Source organism: Streptomyces sp. NPDC029674, from assembly GCF_044903205.1.
GTDB lineage: Bacteria > Actinomycetota > Actinomycetes > Streptomycetales > Streptomycetaceae > Streptomyces.
Genome location: NZ_JBJDPY010000014.1, coordinates 128879 through 144593 on the forward strand (window position 1 = coordinate 128879; position 15715 = coordinate 144593).

At 70.9% G+C, this 15715-nt stretch carries 15 protein-coding genes; 1 reads left to right on the plus strand and 14 read right to left on the minus strand.

Going from position 1 to position 15715, the window contains the following annotated elements; genetic code table 11:
• Window positions 1-29: 29 nt before the first annotated feature.
• The 6 genes from carB to pyrR all read right to left on the minus strand — a co-directional run bounded on the left by carB (window position 30) and on the right by pyrR (window position 7998).
• Window positions 30-3338: a carbamoyl-phosphate synthase large subunit gene (carB, locus tag ACI2L3_RS29915; RefSeq protein WP_404755503.1), complete on the minus strand. Its 3309-nt coding sequence runs from the start codon at window positions 3336-3338 to the stop codon at window positions 30-32.
• Entirely contained in the window at window positions 3331-4482 is a 1152-nt protein-coding gene (gene carA / locus ACI2L3_RS29920) for a glutamine-hydrolyzing carbamoyl-phosphate synthase small subunit (RefSeq protein WP_404755504.1), read from the minus strand. Before carA ends, carB begins: the two co-directional genes overlap by 8 nt.
• Window positions 4479-5072, minus strand: coding sequence for a hypothetical protein (locus ACI2L3_RS29925; protein WP_404755505.1), 594 nt, complete (start codon window positions 5070-5072; stop codon window positions 4479-4481). The genes carA and ACI2L3_RS29925 overlap by 4 nt, the downstream gene beginning before the upstream one ends.
• Window positions 5069-6355: a dihydroorotase gene (locus ACI2L3_RS29930; protein ID WP_404755506.1), complete on the minus strand. Its 1287-nt coding sequence runs from the start codon at window positions 6353-6355 to the stop codon at window positions 5069-5071. Before ACI2L3_RS29930 ends, ACI2L3_RS29925 begins: the two co-directional genes overlap by 4 nt.
• A 2-nt stretch (window positions 6356-6357) precedes the next feature.
• A complete protein-coding gene (locus ACI2L3_RS29935; RefSeq protein ID WP_404755507.1) occupies window positions 6358-7344 on the minus strand; it encodes an aspartate carbamoyltransferase catalytic subunit in 987 nt (328 codons plus the stop codon).
• A gap of 84 nt (window positions 7345-7428) precedes the next feature.
• Entirely contained in the window at window positions 7429-7998 is a 570-nt protein-coding gene (pyrR, locus tag ACI2L3_RS29940) for a bifunctional pyr operon transcriptional regulator/uracil phosphoribosyltransferase PyrR (protein ID WP_404755508.1), read from the minus strand.
• 225 nt (window positions 7999-8223) lie between these two features.
• On the opposite strand from pyrR, the gene bldD reads away from it, so the two are divergent.
• On the plus strand, window positions 8224-8724 hold the full coding sequence (bldD, locus tag ACI2L3_RS29945) for a transcriptional regulator BldD (RefSeq protein ID WP_030787240.1): 501 nt from the start codon (window positions 8224-8226) through the stop codon (window positions 8722-8724).
• Window positions 8725-8908: 184 nt separating this feature from the next.
• On the opposite strand, the gene nusB is transcribed toward bldD, so the two are convergent.
• The 8 genes from nusB to aroC all read right to left on the minus strand — a co-directional run bounded on the left by nusB (window position 8909) and on the right by aroC (window position 15548).
• A complete protein-coding gene (gene nusB / locus ACI2L3_RS29950; RefSeq protein ID WP_365363174.1) occupies window positions 8909-9343 on the minus strand; it encodes a transcription antitermination factor NusB in 435 nt (144 codons plus the stop codon).
• A gap of 2 nt (window positions 9344-9345) precedes the next feature.
• Complete coding sequence (efp, locus tag ACI2L3_RS29955) at window positions 9346-9912, minus strand: elongation factor P (protein ID WP_404755509.1); 567 nt, start codon at window positions 9910-9912, stop codon at window positions 9346-9348.
• Window positions 9913-9969: 57 nt separating this feature from the next.
• On the minus strand, window positions 9970-11076 hold the full coding sequence (locus tag ACI2L3_RS29960; RefSeq protein WP_404755510.1) for a M24 family metallopeptidase: 1107 nt from the start codon (window positions 11074-11076) through the stop codon (window positions 9970-9972).
• A 66-nt stretch (window positions 11077-11142) separates the two neighbouring features.
• The gene (locus ACI2L3_RS29965) at window positions 11143-11610 is read right to left on the minus strand and encodes an excalibur calcium-binding domain-containing protein (protein WP_404755511.1); all 468 of its coding nucleotides are present in this window, start codon (window positions 11608-11610) and stop codon (window positions 11143-11145) included.
• A 111-nt stretch (window positions 11611-11721) separates the two neighbouring features.
• Window positions 11722-12591: a Pro-rich N-terminal domain-containing protein gene (locus tag ACI2L3_RS29970; RefSeq protein ID WP_404755512.1), complete on the minus strand. Its 870-nt coding sequence runs from the start codon at window positions 12589-12591 to the stop codon at window positions 11722-11724.
• 151 nt (window positions 12592-12742) lie between these two features.
• A complete protein-coding gene (gene aroB / locus ACI2L3_RS29975) occupies window positions 12743-13840 on the minus strand; it encodes a 3-dehydroquinate synthase (RefSeq protein ID WP_404755513.1) in 1098 nt (365 codons plus the stop codon).
• Complete coding sequence (locus ACI2L3_RS29980) at window positions 13837-14319, minus strand: shikimate kinase (protein WP_404755597.1); 483 nt, start codon at window positions 14317-14319, stop codon at window positions 13837-13839. Before ACI2L3_RS29980 ends, aroB begins: the two co-directional genes overlap by 4 nt.
• Window positions 14320-14363: 44 nt before the next feature.
• Window positions 14364-15548: a chorismate synthase gene (aroC, locus tag ACI2L3_RS29985; protein ID WP_404755514.1), complete on the minus strand. Its 1185-nt coding sequence runs from the start codon at window positions 15546-15548 to the stop codon at window positions 14364-14366.
• Between the last annotated feature and the right edge of the window lie 167 nt (window positions 15549-15715).

Here is a 15715-nt window from a genome sequence, read left to right on the forward strand (position 1 = left end):
ACCGTTTCCGGTGTCCCCCTGGTGGGCTGCTAGTCGCGGGTCGCGGTCAGGTGTTCCGCGTGTTCCTGGAGCGAACGGACGCTCACGTCCCCGCGGCCCAGCGCGTCGATGCCCTGGACGGCGGCGGCGAGCGCCTGGACCGTCGTCAGGCACGGCACGGAGCGCGCCACGGCTGCCGTACGGATCTCGTAGCCGTCGAGGCGGCCGCCGGTGCCGTACGGGGTGTTGACGATGAGGTCGACGCCGCCGTCGTGGATGAGCTGGACGATGGTCTTCTCGCCGTTGGGGCCCTCGCCCTCGGACTGCTTGCGCACCACCGTGGCGTTGAGGCCGTTGCGCTTGAGCACCTCGGCCGTGCCGGACGTGGCGAGCAACTCGAAGCCGTGCGCGACCAGTTCGCGCGCCGGGAAGATCATCGAGCGCTTGTCGCGGTTGGCCACCGAGATGAAGGCGCGGCCCTTGGTCGGCAGCGGGCCGTACGCGCCGGCCTGCGACTTGGCGTACGCGGTGCCGAACACCGAGTCGATGCCCATGACTTCGCCCGTGGAGCGCATCTCCGGGCCGAGGACGGTGTCGACGCCGCGGCCGTGGATGTCGCGGAAGCGCGACCACGGCATGACGGCCTCCTTGACGGAGATCGGCGCGTCCATGGGGAGCGTGCCGCCGTCGCCGACGGCCGGCAGCATGCCCTCGGCGCGCAGCTCGGCGACGGTCGCGCCGAGCGAGATGCGCGCGGCGGCCTTGGCCAGCGGGACCGCGGTCGCCTTCGAGGTGAAGGGGACGGTGCGCGACGCGCGCGGGTTGGCCTCAAGGACGTAGAGGATGTCTCCGGCCATCGCGAACTGGATGTTGATCAGACCGCGTACGCCGACGCCCTTGGCGATGCCCTCCGTGGAGGCGCGCAGGCGCTTGATGTCGAAGCCGCCGAGCGTGATCGGGGGCAGCGCGCACGCCGAGTCGCCGGAGTGGATGCCGGCCTCCTCGATGTGCTCCATGACGCCGCCGAGGTAGAGCTCCTCGCCGTCGTAGAGGGCGTCCACGTCGATCTCGATGGCGTCGTCGAGGAAGCGGTCGACGAGCACCGGCCGCGTGGGGCTGATCTCGGTCGACTCCTCGATGTACGCGGAGAGGCGGGTCTCGTCGTAGACGATCTCCATGCCGCGGCCGCCGAGCACGTACGACGGGCGGACGAGGACGGGGTAGCCGATCTCGTCGGCGATGGCCTTCGCCTCCGCGAACGTCGTCGCGGTGCCGTGCTTGGGGGCGGGGAGCCCGGCCTCGGCGAGCACGCGGCCGAAGGCGCCGCGGTCCTCGGCGGCGTGGATGGCCTCCGGCGAGGTGCCCACGATCGGCACGCCGTTGTCCTTGAGCGCCTGGGCCAGGCCCAGCGGGGTCTGGCCGCCGAGCTGGACAATGACGCCCGCGATCGGCCCGGCCTGCGCCTCGGCGTGCACGATCTCCAGGACGTCCTCCAGAGTGAGCGGCTCGAAGTAGAGCCGGTCGGAGGTGTCGTAGTCCGTGGAGACGGTCTCCGGGTTGCAGTTGACCATCACGGTCTCGTAGCCCGCGTCGCTCAGCGCGAAGGAGGCGTGGACGCAGGAGTAGTCGAACTCGATGCCCTGGCCGATGCGGTTCGGGCCCGAGCCGAGGATGATCACCGCGGGCTTCTCGCGCGGGGCGACCTCGCTCTCCTCGTCGTAGGAGGAGTAGAAGTACGGCGTCTTCGCGGCGAACTCGGCGGCGCAGGTGTCGACCGTCTTGTAGACCGGGCGCACCCCGAGGGTCTGGCGCACCTCGCGGACGACGTCCTCGCGCAGGCCGCGGATCTCGGCGATCTGGGCGTCGGAGAAGCCGTGCCGCTTGGCCTCGCCGAGCAGCTCGGCGTCCAGGCGCTCGGTGGCGGCCAGTTCGTCCGCGATCTCCTTGATCAGGAAGAGCTGGTCGACGAACCACGGGTCGATCTTCGTGGCGTCGAAGACCTCCTCGGGGGTCGCGCCCGCGCGGATGGCCTGCATGACGGAGTTGATGCGGCCGTCGGTGGGACGGATGGCCTCGGCCAGCAGCTCGGCCTTGTCGCCGGGCTCGCCGACGAAGGTGAACTGCGAGCCCTTCTTCTCCAGCGAGCGCAGCGCCTTCTGGAGGGCCTCGGTGAAGTTGCGGCCGATGGCCATGGCCTCGCCGACCGACTTCATGGTGGTGGTGAGGGTGGAGTCGGCGCTCGGGAACTTCTCGAAGGCGAACCGCGGGGCCTTGACGACCACGTAGTCGAGGGTCGGCTCGAAGGACGCCGGGGTCTTCTCGGTGATGTCGTTCGGGATCTCGTCCAGCGTGTAGCCGACGGCCAGCTTGGCGGCGATCTTCGCGATCGGGAAGCCGGTGGCCTTGGAGGCGAGCGCGGAGGACCGCGACACGCGCGGGTTCATCTCGATGACGATGACCCGGCCGTCCTCGGGGTTGACCGCGAACTGGATGTTGCAGCCGCCGGTGTCGACGCCGACCTCGCGGATGATCGCGATGCCGACGTCCCGCAGGATCTGGTACTCGCGGTCGGTGAGCGTCATCGCGGGCGCGACGGTGATCGAGTCGCCGGTGTGCACGCCCATCGGGTCGAAGTTCTCGATGGAGCAGACGACCACCACGTTGTCGTTGCGGTCGCGCATCAGCTCCAGCTCGTACTCCTTCCAGCCGAGGATGGACTCCTCCAGGAGCACCTCGGTGGTCGGCGAGAGGGTGAGGCCTTGCCCGGCGATGCGGCGCAGCTCCTCCTCGTCGTGCGCGAAGCCGGAACCGGCGCCGCCCATGGTGAAGGAGGGGCGGACGACGACGGGGTAGCCGCCGAGCTCGTCGACGCCCTTGAGGACGTCGTCCATGGAGTGGCAGATGTAGGAGCGGGCGGACTCGCCGTGCCCGATCTTCTTCTTGACCTCTTCGACGACTCCCTTGAAGAGGTCGCGGTCCTCGCCCTTGTTGATGGCCTCGACGTTGGCTCCGATGAGCTCGACGCCGTACTTCTCCAGGACGCCCTGCTCGTGCATGGAGATCGCCGTGTTGAGGGCCGTCTGACCGCCCAGCGTCGGCAGAAGCGCGTCGGGGCGCTCCTTGGCGATGATCTTCTCGACGAACTCCGGGGTGATCGGCTCGACGTACGTGGCGTCGGCGATCTCCGGGTCGGTCATGATCGTCGCCGGGTTGGAGTTGACGAGGATGACGCGCAGGCCCTCGGCCTTGAGGACGCGGCACGCCTGGGTGCCGGAGTAGTCGAACTCCGCGGCCTGGCCGATGACGATCGGGCCGGAGCCGATGACCAGGACGGACTGGATATCGGTGCGCTTAGGCACGCTGGGCTCCTTCTGCGGTCATCAGCGATACGAAACGGTCGAAGAGGTACGCGGCGTCGTGCGGGCCGGCAGCGGCTTCGGGGTGGTACTGGACGGAGAAGGCCGGCTGGTCGAGCAGCTGGAGGCCTTCCACGACGTTGTCGTTGAGGCAGACGTGGGAGACCTCGGCGCGGCCGAAGGGGGTCTCGCTGGCCTTGTCGAGCGGCGCGTCCACGGCGAAGCCGTGGTTGTGCGCGGTGACCTCGACCTTGCCGGTGGTGCGGTCCTGCACCGGCTGGTTGATGCCGCGGTGGCCGTACTTCAGCTTGTACGTGCCGAAGCCGAGGGCGCGGCCGAGGATCTGGTTGCCGAAGCAGATGCCGAAGAGCGGCGTCTTCCGCTTCAGGACGGCGGTCATCAGCGCGACCGGTCCCTCGGCGGTGGCGGGGTCGCCGGGGCCGTTGGAGAAGAAGACTCCGTCGGGGGCCACGGCGTACACGTCCTCCTCGGTGGCGGTCGCGGGCAGCACGTGCACCTCGATGCCGCGCTCGGCCATGCGGTGCGGGGTCATGCCCTTGATGCCGAGGTCGATGGCGGCGACGGTGAACTTCTTCTCGCCGACGGCCGGGACGACGTAGGCCTCCTTGGTGGCGACCTCCTCGTAGAGGCTGGCGCCCTTCATCTGGGGCTGTGCCTGGACGCGGGCGGCGAGCTCGGCGTCCGGGGCCAGCGCCTCGCCGGAGAAGATGCCGGAGCGCATGGAGCCGCGCTCGCGCAGGTGGCGGGTGAGGGCGCGGGTGTCGATCCCGGAGATGCCGACGACACCCTGGCGCGCCAGCTCCTCGTCGAGGGGGCGCGCGGAGCGCCAGTTGGAGGGGATGCGGGCGGGGTCGCGGACCACGTACCCGGAGACCCAGATGCGGTCGGACTCGTCGTCCTCGTCGTTCCAGCCGGTGTTGCCGATCTGGGGGGCGGTGGCGACGACGATCTGGCGGTCGTACGACGGGTCGGTCAGCGTCTCCTGGTAGCCGGTCATGCCGGTGGAGAACACCGCTTCGCCGAAGGTCTCCCCCACGGCCCCGTAGGCGCGGCCGCGGAAGATGCGGCCGTCCTCCAGGACGAGTACGGCGGAAACCTTGCCGGTTCCCCTTGTGGAGGTCGTCATCGTGCGGTGCCTTCCGTAGTGCTGTTCTTGTCGTTCTTGTTGTCGGGCGTCCCGACCATGTTGTTGAGTGCCTCGACCCACTCGGGCTGCTCGGCCGCGTGGTCCGAGCGGAAGCCGGAGTCGAGCAGCTTGCCGCCGTGTTCCCACGTGACGATCAGGAGACCGCCCTCCGTGAGGACCTTGCCCGCGATGCCCTTGTCGAGGCGGGCCTCGCGCAGCTGTGCGACCGGGATGAAGAAGTCGGTCGCGCCGGGGCGTACGACGTCCAGGCCCGCGTCGGTGAGCGTCAGCTCGACGCGGCTGCGGGTGCCCAGGCCGTGCGCCACGATGCGGTCGAGCCACTGCCCGGCCGTGGTCGAGCCGTGGTAGCGGCCGCTCAGCTCAAGTCTGGCCGGACCGGGGTCGTCCGGCGCGGCGGGCAGCTCGGGAAGGTCGCCCTGGAGCGTGCCGCGCCACTTCCAGCCCTCGCGCATCAGCCAGTAGACGAGCGCGATGAAGAGCAGGAGTCCGACGACCCAGCCGATGCGCGCGGCCCAGTCGGTCACCTCCGCCGATTCCTTGCCGGCGGCCAGTTCCAGAAGTGATGTCACGTGAGCTTCCCGTCGACGAGCGTGGCCCGGCCCCGGAGCCACGTGTGCGTGACGCGGCCCGGCAGCTCACGGCCCTCGTAGGGAGTGTTGCGGCTGCGCGAGGCGAAGCCCGCGGGGTCCACTGCCCCACGGTAATCGGCGTCGACCAGGACGAGGTTCGCCGGCTCACCAGCCGAGACGGGGCGTCCGTGACCGGTCGCCCGGCCGATCCGCGCGGGCTTGAAGGACATCCGGTCGGCGACGGCCTCCCAGGTCAGCAGGCCGGTCTCGACCATCGTCTGCTGGACCACGGAGAGGGCGGTCTCCAGGCCGACCATGCCCATGGCGGCCGCGGCCCACTCGCAGTCCTTGTCCTCGTGCGGGTGCGGGGCGTGGTCGGTGGCGACGATGTCGATGGTGCCGTCGGCGAGAGCCTCGCGGAGCGCCATCACGTCGCGCTCGGTGCGCAGCGGCGGGTTGACCTTGTAGACGGGGTTGTAGGAGCGGACCAGCTCATCCGTGAGGAGGAGGTGGTGCGGGGTGACCTCGGCGGTGACGTCGATGCCGCGCGACTTGGCCCAGCGCACGATCTCGACGGATCCGGCGGTGGACAGGTGGCAGATGTGCACCCGCGAGCCGACGTGCTCGGCGAGCAGCACGTCACGCGCGATGATCGACTCCTCGGCGACGGCGGGCCAGCCGCCGAGGCCCAGCTCGGCGGAGACGACGCCCTCGTTCATCTGGGCGCCCTCGGTGAGCCGCGGCTCCTGCGCGTGCTGGGCGACGACGCCGCCGAAGGCCTTCACGTACTCCAGGGCACGACGCATGATCACGGCGTCGTCGACGCACTTGCCGTCGTCGGAGAAGACGGTGACGCCGGCGGCGGACTCGTGCATGGCGCCGAGCTCGGCGAGTTTCTTGCCCTCCAGGCCGACGGTGACGGCGCCGATGGGCTGCACGTCGCAGTAGCCGGACTCCTTGCCGAGCCGGTAGACCTGCTCGACGACGCCGGCGGTGTCGGCGACGGGGAAGGTGTTGGCCATGGCGAACACGGCGGTGTAGCCACCGGATGCGGCGGCGCGGGTGCCGGTCAGGACGGTCTCGGAGTCCTCACGGCCGGGCTCGCGCAGGTGGGTGTGGAGGTCGACGAGGCCGGGGAGCAGCACCTTGCCCTCGGCCTCGACGACGGTCGCGCCCTCGGCGGAGAGGCCCGTGCCGACGGCTTCGATGGTCTCGCCGTCGATCAGGACGTCCTGCGCCTCGCCGCCCAGCACCTTCGCACCACGGATCAGGATCTTGCTCATGGTTACTTGCTCTCCGCATCGTTGGGCCGGGTGTGGGTGACGGCGGGCTCGTTGCCGCCGAGAAGCAGATAGAGGACGGCCATGCGGATGGAGACTCCGTTGGCGACCTGTTCGACGACCGTGCAGCGGTCGGAGTCGGCGACCTCGGCGGTGATCTCCATGCCGCGGACCATCGGGCCGGGGTGCATGACGATGGCGTGCTCGGGCATCTTCGCCATGCGCTCGCCGTCGAGGCCGTAGCGCCGCGAGTACTCGCGCTCGGTCGGGAAGAACGCGGCGTTCATGCGCTCGCGCTGTACCCGCAGCATCATCACGGCGTCGGACTTCGGCAGCACGCTGTCCAGGTCGTACGAGACGTCGCAGGGCCACTGCTCGACGCCGACCGGCACGAGGGTGGGCGGGGCGACGAGGGTGACCTCGGCGCCGAGGGTGTGCAGCAGGTCGACGTTGGAGCGGGCGACGCGGCTGTGCAGGACGTCGCCGACGATGGTGATGTGTCTGCCCGCCAGGTCCTGGCCGAGGCCCTCGTCGGGTCCGACGAGGCGGCGCCGCATGGTGAAGGCGTCGAGCAGGGCCTGCGTGGGGTGCTGGTGGGTGCCGTCGCCGGCGTTGATGACGGCGGCGTCGATCCAGCCGGAGGTGGCCAGGCGGTAGGGCGCGCCGGAGGCGCCGTGCCGGATGACGACGGCGTCGACGCCCATCGCCTCCAGGGTCTGCGCGGTGTCCTTGAGGGACTCGCCCTTGGAGACGCTGGATCCCTTGGCGGCGAAGTTGATGACGTCGGCGGAGAGGCGCTTCTCGGCGGCCTCGAAGGAGATCCGGGTCCGGGTCGAGTCCTCGAAGAAGAGGTTGACCACGGTGCGGCCGCGCAGGGCGGGGAGTTTCTTGATCGGCCGGTCGGCGACCCGCGCCATCTCCTCGGCGGTGTCGAGGATGAGGACGGCGTCGTCGCGGGAGAGGTCGGCGGCCGAGATGAGGTGTCGCATCATCTGCGTGTACTCCGGTGTGTGGAGGTCTGCGGGCGCGCGGGCGCGCAGGGGTGTGCCCTGGGCCCGTGAGGGAGGAAACCGGTCTTACGCGGCGGGCTTGGCGCCGAGCAGCACGGCGTCGCGGCCGTCCTCCTCGGCGAGCTGCACCTTGACCGTCTCCCGCAGCGACGTGGGGAGGTTCTTGCCCACGTAGTCGGCACGGATGGGCAGTTCGCGGTGGCCGCGGTCGACGAGGACGGCGAGCTGCACGGCGCGGGGGCGGCCGATGTCGTTCAGCGCGTCGAGGGCGGCGCGGATGGTGCGACCGGAGAAGAGCACGTCGTCGACGAGGACGACCAGGCGGCCGTCGATGCCGTCACCGGGGATCTCGGTGCGGGCCAGCGCGCGCGGCGGATGCATGCGCAGGTCGTCGCGGTACATGGTGATGTCGAGGGAGCCGACCGGGATCGCGCGGCCGGTGATCTCTTCGAGCTTCTCGGCGAGCCGGCGGCCGAGGAAGACGCCCCGGGTGGGAATGCCGAGCAGCACCACGTCGTCGGCGCCCTTGGCCCGCTCGACGATCTCGTGGGCGATACGGGTCAACACCCGTGCGATGTCGGGCCCTTCGAGAACGGGGCGCGCGACAGCGGAGTCTTTTGTGTCCTGCGTGTCCATGTGAAAACGGACCTCCTTCTCCGCCTCACGGGACGGACCTTAAAGGACGTCGAAATTGCGCCAGTCATGCTACCAGTACGCGGCTCTCAGCACGTCATCGGCCTCCACCGAAGGGGCGGTAAGGACCTTTCGGCTTGACGCAGGCAAGTAACGCTGCGTAACCTCACAGTGAGTTACCAGCCACGCGGCGGAGCCGCATGATTGTCGCAGCGTCCGGGGAGCTATATGTCCAGCGAATACGCCAAGCAGCTCGGGGCCAAGCTCCGCGCGATCCGTACCCAGCAGGGCCTTTCCCTCCACGGTGTCGAGGAGAAGTCCCAGGGACGCTGGAAGGCGGTCGTCGTGGGGTCGTACGAGCGCGGCGACCGTGCCGTGACCGTGCAGCGCCTCGCCGAGCTGGCGGACTTCTACGGCGTCCCGGTGCAGGAGCTTCTTCCTGGTACGGCTCCGGGTGGCGCCGCCGAGCCGCCGCCGAAGCTCGTCCTCGACCTGGAGCGCCTTGCTCACGTCCCGCAGGAGAAGGCGGGCCCGCTGCAGCGGTATGCCGCCACGATCCAGTCGCAGCGCGGTGACTACAACGGCAAGGTGCTGTCGATCCGCCAGGACGACCTGCGCACCCTCGCGGTCATCTACGACCAGTCGCCCTCGGTCCTGACCGAGCAGCTGATCAGCTGGGGCGTCCTGGACGCGGACGCGCGACGCGCCGTCGCCCACGAAGAGGTCTGACCACAGCGCGACACCACAGCAGAAACGTGCCGCCGGGGTGGCCGCAGCCGAAAGGCAGCGGCCACCCCGGCGGTTTTTCCGCATTTCCCCGCGCATTCCGAATTCCGGGGAGAAAAGTCGGAGGGCCCGCAGCGGATTGCTGCGGGCCCTCCGGATGACGTACGACGACGCCTTACGCCTGGCCTTACGCCTCGTCCCGGCGCAGGGACGGCTTCAGGTCCTTGAAGCGTCCGAGCAGTCCGTTGATGAAGGACGGCGACTCGTCCGTGGAGAACTCCTTGGCGAGCTCGACCGCCTCGTCGATGACCACGGCGTCCGGCGTGCCGTCGACCCAGACGAGTTCGTAGGCGCCGAGCCGCAGGATGTTCCGGTCGACGACCGGCATGCGGTCCAGGGTCCACCCGACGGCGTACTGCGAGATGAGTTCGTCGATGCGGCGCTCATGCTCCGCGTACCCCTCGACGAGCTCCATCGTGTACTCGCTCACCGGCGGCTGCCGGGTGTCGGACCGCGAGTGGCGCACCCAGTCCGCGAGGACCGTCAGGACGTCGGTACCGCGCTGGTCTGCCTCGAAGAGGATCTGGAAGGCGCGCTTGCGGGCCGTGTTACGAGCAGCCACGGTTAGCTGTTCACCCGGCCGAGGTAGTCGCTGGTACGGGTGTCGACCTTGATCTTCTCGCCGGTGGTGATGAAGAGCGGCACGTTGATCTGGTGGCCGGTCTCCAGGATCGCGGGCTTGGTGCCGCCCGTGGAGCGGTCGCCCTGGACGCCCGGCTCCGTCTCCTGGATGACGAGCTCGACGGCGGCGGGCAGCTCGACGAAGAGCACCTCGCCCTCGTGCTGCGCGACGGAGGCGGTGAAGCCCTCGATCAGGAAGTTGGCGGCGTTACCGACGGCCTTCTTGTCGATGTGCAGCTGGTCGTAGGTCTCCATGTCCATGAAGACGAAGTACTCGCCGTCCATGTAGGAGAACTGCATGTCGCGCTTGTCGACAGTGGCCGTCTCGACCTTGACGCCGGCGTTGAACGTCTTGTCGACGACCTTGCCGGAGAGCACGTTCTTGAGCTTGGTGCGCACGAAGGCCGGGCCCTTGCCGGGCTTGACGTGCTGGAACTCGACGACGGACCAGAGCTGGCCGCCTTCGAGCTTGAGCACCATGCCGTTCTTGAGGTCGTTCGTGGAAGCCACGGTTGCGGAATCTCCTGCACTGACTGACTGGTGGACGACCCCGGGCGGGCACGCGCGCTAGAGCGCGAGCAGTTCCTTGGTCGTGATGGTGAGTAGCTCGGGTCCGCCGTCCGCCTCGGGGCGCACGACGAGCGTGTCATCGATCCGGACACCACCCCTGCCAGGGAGGTGAACCCCCGGTTCGACGGTGACCGGCACGCAAGCGTCCAGTTTACCCATGGCCGCGGGCGCCAATTGAGGGTCCTCGTCGATTTCGAGCCCCACACCGTGTCCAGTCAGCGGAGCAAGCCCCTCCGCATAGCCCGCGGAGTCCAGTACGTGGCGTGCCGCGCGGTCCACGTCGCGGCAGGCGGCGCCTGGTACGAGGGCCTCGCGGCCGGCCCGTTGCGCGGCGAAGACCAGGTCGTACAGCTCGATCTGCCAGTCGGCGGGCGATGTGCCGATGACGAACGTACGCCCGATCTCGCAGCAGTATCCGCGGTAGCTCGCCCCCAGGCAGACGGAGAGGAAGTCCCCCTCCTCCACCCGCCGGTCCGAGGGCCGGTGGCCGCCCTTGCCGGAGTTCGGTCCGGTGGCGACGGAGGTCGGGAACGCGGGCCCGTCCGCGCCGTGGTCGACGAGCCGCCGCTCCAGCTCCAGCGCGAGGTGCCGCTCCGTACGCCCCACGAGGATGGACTCGAGCAGCTCCCCCAGCGCCTGATCGGCGATCTCGGCGGCGATCCGCAGACAGGAGAGTTCCTCGGCGTCCTTCACCAGACGCAGCTGCTCGACGGCCGTTCCGAGGTCCGTCAGGCGCAGCCGGGGCGCGACCGAACCGAGCGCCCGGTGCCGGGCGACGGTCAGGTGGTGCTCCTCGACGGCCAGCGCCGCGGCTCCCCCGGCGGCCGCGAGACCGGCTCCGGCGACGGCCGGATCGGCACCCGGCGCGGACAGCAGCTGCACTCGCAGCGCTTCGTCGGGCCGTCCCTCGCCCTGCTGCCCGCCGGGCGGACGCCCGCACAGCAGTACGTCCTCGTCCCTGCCGACGAGGAGTACGGCGCCGTGGGGCGCCGCGCCGGCGAGATAGCGGACATTGGCGGGCCGGGAGATCAACGCCGCCGCGCCACCGCCGGCGGCACACCGCTCCCGAACCCGCTCCCTGCGGACCGCGTACACCTCTGACATGGGGCGAGCCTATGAGCGCGGCCGCCGCACGGCTCGGCGGGCGCGTCCGACCGGGCGTCGGAACCTTCAGCTGTCGCAGCCGGTGCCGTCACCGTCCCGGTCGAGATGCCGGCCGTACCCCGGGTCACCGCGATGCACGGGGGCGGCGCCGGCCGCGCGGGCCTCGGAACAGTTGCCGTAGTGGACGGCGCCGCCCCCGGAACCGCCGCCGTCGCGGGTGGCCGTGACGGTCGACCTGACCGTCTTGGTCGCCTTCACGGTCTTGGTCGACTTCACCGTCTTCGTCGCTTCGACCGTCTCGGTCGATCGCACCGTAGCCGTCGGCCGCGGGCCGGGCTGCGCGGTCCGGGTCGCGGTGGCCGTCGTGGTGACGGTGGACTTCGGCTCGGCTGCCTCGTCCGCCGCTGTGCCGCCCCCTCCCATGCCGAACCCCAGCCCGAGGGCGAGGACGATCGCGGGGATCACGTACCGCTTCCGGGCCCACTTCGGGGCGGGGCCGCGGGCGTCTGGTGGGTTTCCGTACGGATTGCTCATGTCATGCCCCCGAACGTGTAGCAGGGGGATGACCGTAGTGCCGGGTTCAGGTGGCGTGAAGGAGCCGGGGAGACACGGTGTCCCAACCGTGACCGGTGGGCGTCACCGTGACTACCACTTCGGGGGACTCGCGATGGCGCGGGCCAGGACGTCGTCCAGGACTCGGGCCGTGGCGGGGACATCCAGCTGGGAGTTGTCGATGATGGGGAGGCCCGAGCCGTACCAGCCGGCCATGCGGCCGTGGATGCGGGCCACCTCCTCGTCGGAGAGCCGGCGGTTACCGCTGCGCTCCGCGTTGCGCTCCAGGACGATCTCCAGGCCCGGGAGGAGGACCACCGGCAGCAGCCCGGGACCCACGTGCCGCTTCCAGCCGCCGAGGCCGACGACCGGGCGGTCGGGGAAGACCGCGTCGTCGAGGATGCACGAGATCCCGTTGGCCAGGAAGTTCCGCGCGGCGAAGCCGCAGGTGCGGCGGGCCAGGCGGTACTGCGCCTCCGAGTGGTCGTTCCACCCCGACTGGGGGTCGGCGAACCCCGAGCGCACCCATTCGCGCACGTCGTCGAGGCTGATGTGCGCCGTCGGCACGCGCCGGTGCTCGGCCCAGTACTTGGCGACGCTGGTCTTGCCCGCGCCCGCGGGGCCGATGAGCAGCACGGCGAGCGTCGTACCGCCGGTGTCGGTCTGCGCCGGGCCCGGCGGGGGGCTCGGCACGGCCACCGGGCCGCCCGGCGGCAGCTGGATGTGCCCCGTCTGCCCCGAGGAGTCCGGCGCCGGCGGCACCGGGCCGTGCTGCGGAGGCTGCGGGGCCGCCGGAGCGTGCGGCGCGGGCGGGACGGGACCACCTCCCGCGAAGCCGGGAACGGGGGGCACCGCCGCGTGCGGCGGAGCGCTGGGGTGCTGTGCGGCCGGCGACCAGCCGGTGGCCGGTCCGTGCCCCGGCTGGTGGGGCGGCGGCAGCGGAGTTCCCACTGCGTGCTGCATCCGGTGCCACTCCGTCTCGTGCGACTGACGCTGGTCGGGCGGCGGCCGGGCCGCCCGTTACCGAACGGTACCGTCCCTGGCCGCTGTTGTGTGAACGGCCGGGGAGTACGTGAAGTGCCCGTGGCCGGATCCGGCAGCCGTGGAGCGCCGGTTACTGGCCCACTTCGCCGTACGCGGCGAGGAGGACGGCCGGGTCGGGGCCCTCCAGGACGGTCGGCTTGCCGAGGCCGTCGAGGACGATGAAGCGCAGCAGGTCACCACGCGACTTCTTGTCGACCTTCATGGTCTCCAGGAGCTTGGGCCACTGGTCGTAGCGGTAGGTCAGCGGCAGACCGACCGATTCGAGGACCGTGCGGTGCCGGTCGGCCGTCGCGTCGTCCAGGCGGCCCGCCAGGCGGCCGAGTTCGGCCGCGAAGTGCATGCCGACGGAGACCGCGGCGCCGTGCCGCCACTTGTAGCGCTCGTTCTTCTCGATGGCGTGCGCGAGGGTGTGCCCGTAGTTCAGGATCTCGCGCAGGCCCGCCTCCTTGAGGTCGCCCGAGACGACCTCGGCCTTGACCCTGATGGAGCGCTCGATGAGCTCGGCGGTGTGCGGTCCGGCGGGCGTGCGGGCCGCCTCCGGGTCCGCCTCGATGAGTTCGAGGATCGCCGGGTCGGCGATGAAACCGGCCTTGATGATCTCCGCGAGCCCGGAGACGTAGTCGTTCACGGGGAGCGAGTCCAGCGCCGCGAGGTCGCAGAGGACCCCGGCCGGCGGATGGAAGGAGCCCACCAGGTTCTTGCCCTCGGCGGTGTTGATGCCGGTCTTGCCGCCGACCGCCGCGTCCACCATGCCGAGCACCGTGGTCGGTACGGCGATCCACCGCACCCCGCGCAGCCAGGTAGCGGCCACGAACCCGGCGAGGTCGGTGGAGGCCCCGCCGCCGACGCCGACGATGACGTCGCTGCGCGTGAAGCCGGACTGCCCGAGGGCCTTCCAGCAGTACGCCGCGACCTCCGCCGTCTTGGCTTCCTCGGCGTTCGGGATCTGGATGGCGACGGCCTCGTAGCCCTGGTCGGCGAGGTCCTGGCGGAGCGCGTCGCCGGTCTCGGCGAGCGCCTCGGGGTGGATCACGGCGACCCGCTTGGCCTGGTCTCCGATGAGGCCGGGCAGTTCGCCGAGGAGCTGCCGACCGACCAGGACCTCGTACGGATCCGTGCCGGCGGTGCCACCGACGTGGATACGGGTGGGGGTCTGCTCCGTGGTCATGCTTCCTTCAACTCCAGTGCGTCGAGGACCGCCTGGGCGACCTCTTCGGGGGTGCGGCCGTCGGTGGCGACGACCGCGCGGGCGACTTCGGCGTACAGGTGGCGGCGGGCGTCCATCAGCTCGCGCCACTGCTTGCGCGGGTTGACGGCGAGCAGGGGGCGCGCCTGATTGAGGCCGGTGCGCTTGACGGCCTCCTCGACGTCCATCGAGAGATAGACGACCGGGTGGGCGCCGAGCAGCGCGCGCGTCGTCCCGTCGAGGATCGCGCCGCCGCCGAGCGCGAGGACGCCGTCGTGTTCCGCGAGGGCACTCGCCACGGCGGCCTTCTCCAGGCCACGGAAGTGCGCCTCACCCTCGTCGACGAAGATGTCGGAGATCTCCCGGCCCTGCGCGGCGACGATGTCCGCGTCGGTGTCCCGGAACGCGGTCCCGAGCCGGTCGGCGAGCAGCTCGCCGACCGTCGTCTTGCCCACGCCCATCGGACCGACGAGGACGACCTGCGGACCGCCGCTTTCCGGCCCGCTCACCGGATCTGCAGGTGGTCGAGGTAGGACTGCACGTTGCGCCGCGTCTCGGGCACGCTGTCGCCGCCGAACTTCTCGGCGACGGCGTCGGCCAGGACGAGCGCGACCATGGCCTCGGCGACGATGCCGGCGGCCGGCACGGCGCACACGTCGGAGCGCTGGTGGTGCGCCTTCGCGGCCTCGCCGGTGGCCACGTCGATGGTGGCGAGCGCGCGCGGCACGGTGGCGATGGGCTTCATCGCGGCGCGTACGCGCAGCAGTTCGCCGGTGGTCAGACCGCCCTCGGTGCCACCGGACCGGCCCGAGGTGCGCTTGATGCCGTCCTCGGTCGTGACGATCTCGTCGTGCGCCTTCGAACCCGGCACCCGCGCGAGGTCGAAGCCGTCGCCGACCTCGACGCCCTTGATGGCCTGGATGCCCATGAGCGCGGCGGCGAGCCGTGCGTCGAGCCGCCGGTCCCAGTGCACGTGCGAGCCGAGACCCACCGGGACGCCGTAAGCCAGCACCTCGACGACACCGCCCAGGGTGTCGCCGTCCTTGTGGGCCTGGTCGATCTCCGCGACCATCGCCTTCGACGCGTCGGCGTCCAGGCACCGGACCGGGTCGGCGTCCAGCTTCTCGACGTCGGCCGGGGTCGGGTAGACGCCGTAGGGCGCCTTCGCCGCCGCCAGCTCGGTGACGTGCGAGACGATCTCGATCCCGGCCGTCTCCTTCAGGTACGAGCGGGCCACCGCGCCGAGGGCGACGCGGGCCGCGGTCTCGCGGGCGGAGGCGCGCTCCAGGACGGGACGGGCCTCGTCGAAGCCGTACTTCTGCATGCCCGCGAGGTCGGCGTGGCCGGGCCGGGGGCGGGTCAGCGGCGCGTTACGGGCCAGGTCGGCGAGGACCGCGGGGTCGACCGGGTCGGCGGCCATGACCTGTTCCCACTTGGGCCACTCCGTGTTGCCCACCATGACGGCGATCGGCGAGCCCATGCTCAGGCCGTGCCGCACACCGCCCAGGAACGTGACCTCGTCGCGCTCGAACTTCATCCGCGCACCACGGCCGTACCCAAGCCGCCGTCGCGCCAGGTGGTCAGCCACCATCTCCGTCGTGATCGGCACGCCGGCGGGAAGACCCTCCAACGTCGCGACAAGCGCGGGTCCGTGCGACTCCCCCGCGGTCAGCCAACGCAACCTGCTCAACGGTGCTCCTCATGCTCGCGCCTCGAACTGCTGTCTTCGACGGCGCGGCCGGGTGCGCGGCCCAGGCCCGCCACCCCGATCCTCCCACGACCTGAGGCGTGACCCGGCGTCCGGTCCATCTGACGGACGCCCCCGGCCCACGCCTCGGCCGCGCCTCGACCGCGGCG

Coding starts and splice junctions, on each gene's coding strand:
- ACI2L3_RS29930 (WP_404755506.1), bottom strand. CDS start 6,355: ATGAGCAAGATCCTGATCCGTGGTGCGAAGGTGCTGGGCGGCGAGGCG.
- ACI2L3_RS29960 (WP_404755510.1), bottom strand. CDS start 11,076: ATGTCAGAGGTGTACGCGGTCCGCAGGGAGCGGGTTCGGGAGCGGTGT.
- pyrR (WP_404755508.1), bottom strand. CDS start 7,998: ATGGACACGCAGGACACAAAAGACTCCGCTGTCGCGCGCCCCGTTCTC.
- ACI2L3_RS29980 (WP_404755597.1), bottom strand. CDS start 14,319: ATGGGCGTGGGCAAGACGACGGTCGGCGAGCTGCTCGCCGACCGGCTC.
- aroB (WP_404755513.1), bottom strand. CDS start 13,840: ATGACCACGGAGCAGACCCCCACCCGTATCCACGTCGGTGGCACCGCC.
- carA (WP_404755504.1), bottom strand. CDS start 4,482: ATGACGACCTCCACAAGGGGAACCGGCAAGGTTTCCGCCGTACTCGTC.
- bldD (WP_030787240.1), top strand. CDS start 8,224: ATGTCCAGCGAATACGCCAAGCAGCTCGGGGCCAAGCTCCGCGCGATC.
- ACI2L3_RS29970 (WP_404755512.1), bottom strand. CDS start 12,591: ATGCAGCACGCAGTGGGAACTCCGCTGCCGCCGCCCCACCAGCCGGGG.
- ACI2L3_RS29965 (WP_404755511.1), bottom strand. CDS start 11,610: ATGAGCAATCCGTACGGAAACCCACCAGACGCCCGCGGCCCCGCCCCG.
- ACI2L3_RS29935 (WP_404755507.1), bottom strand. CDS start 7,344: ATGATGCGACACCTCATCTCGGCCGCCGACCTCTCCCGCGACGACGCC.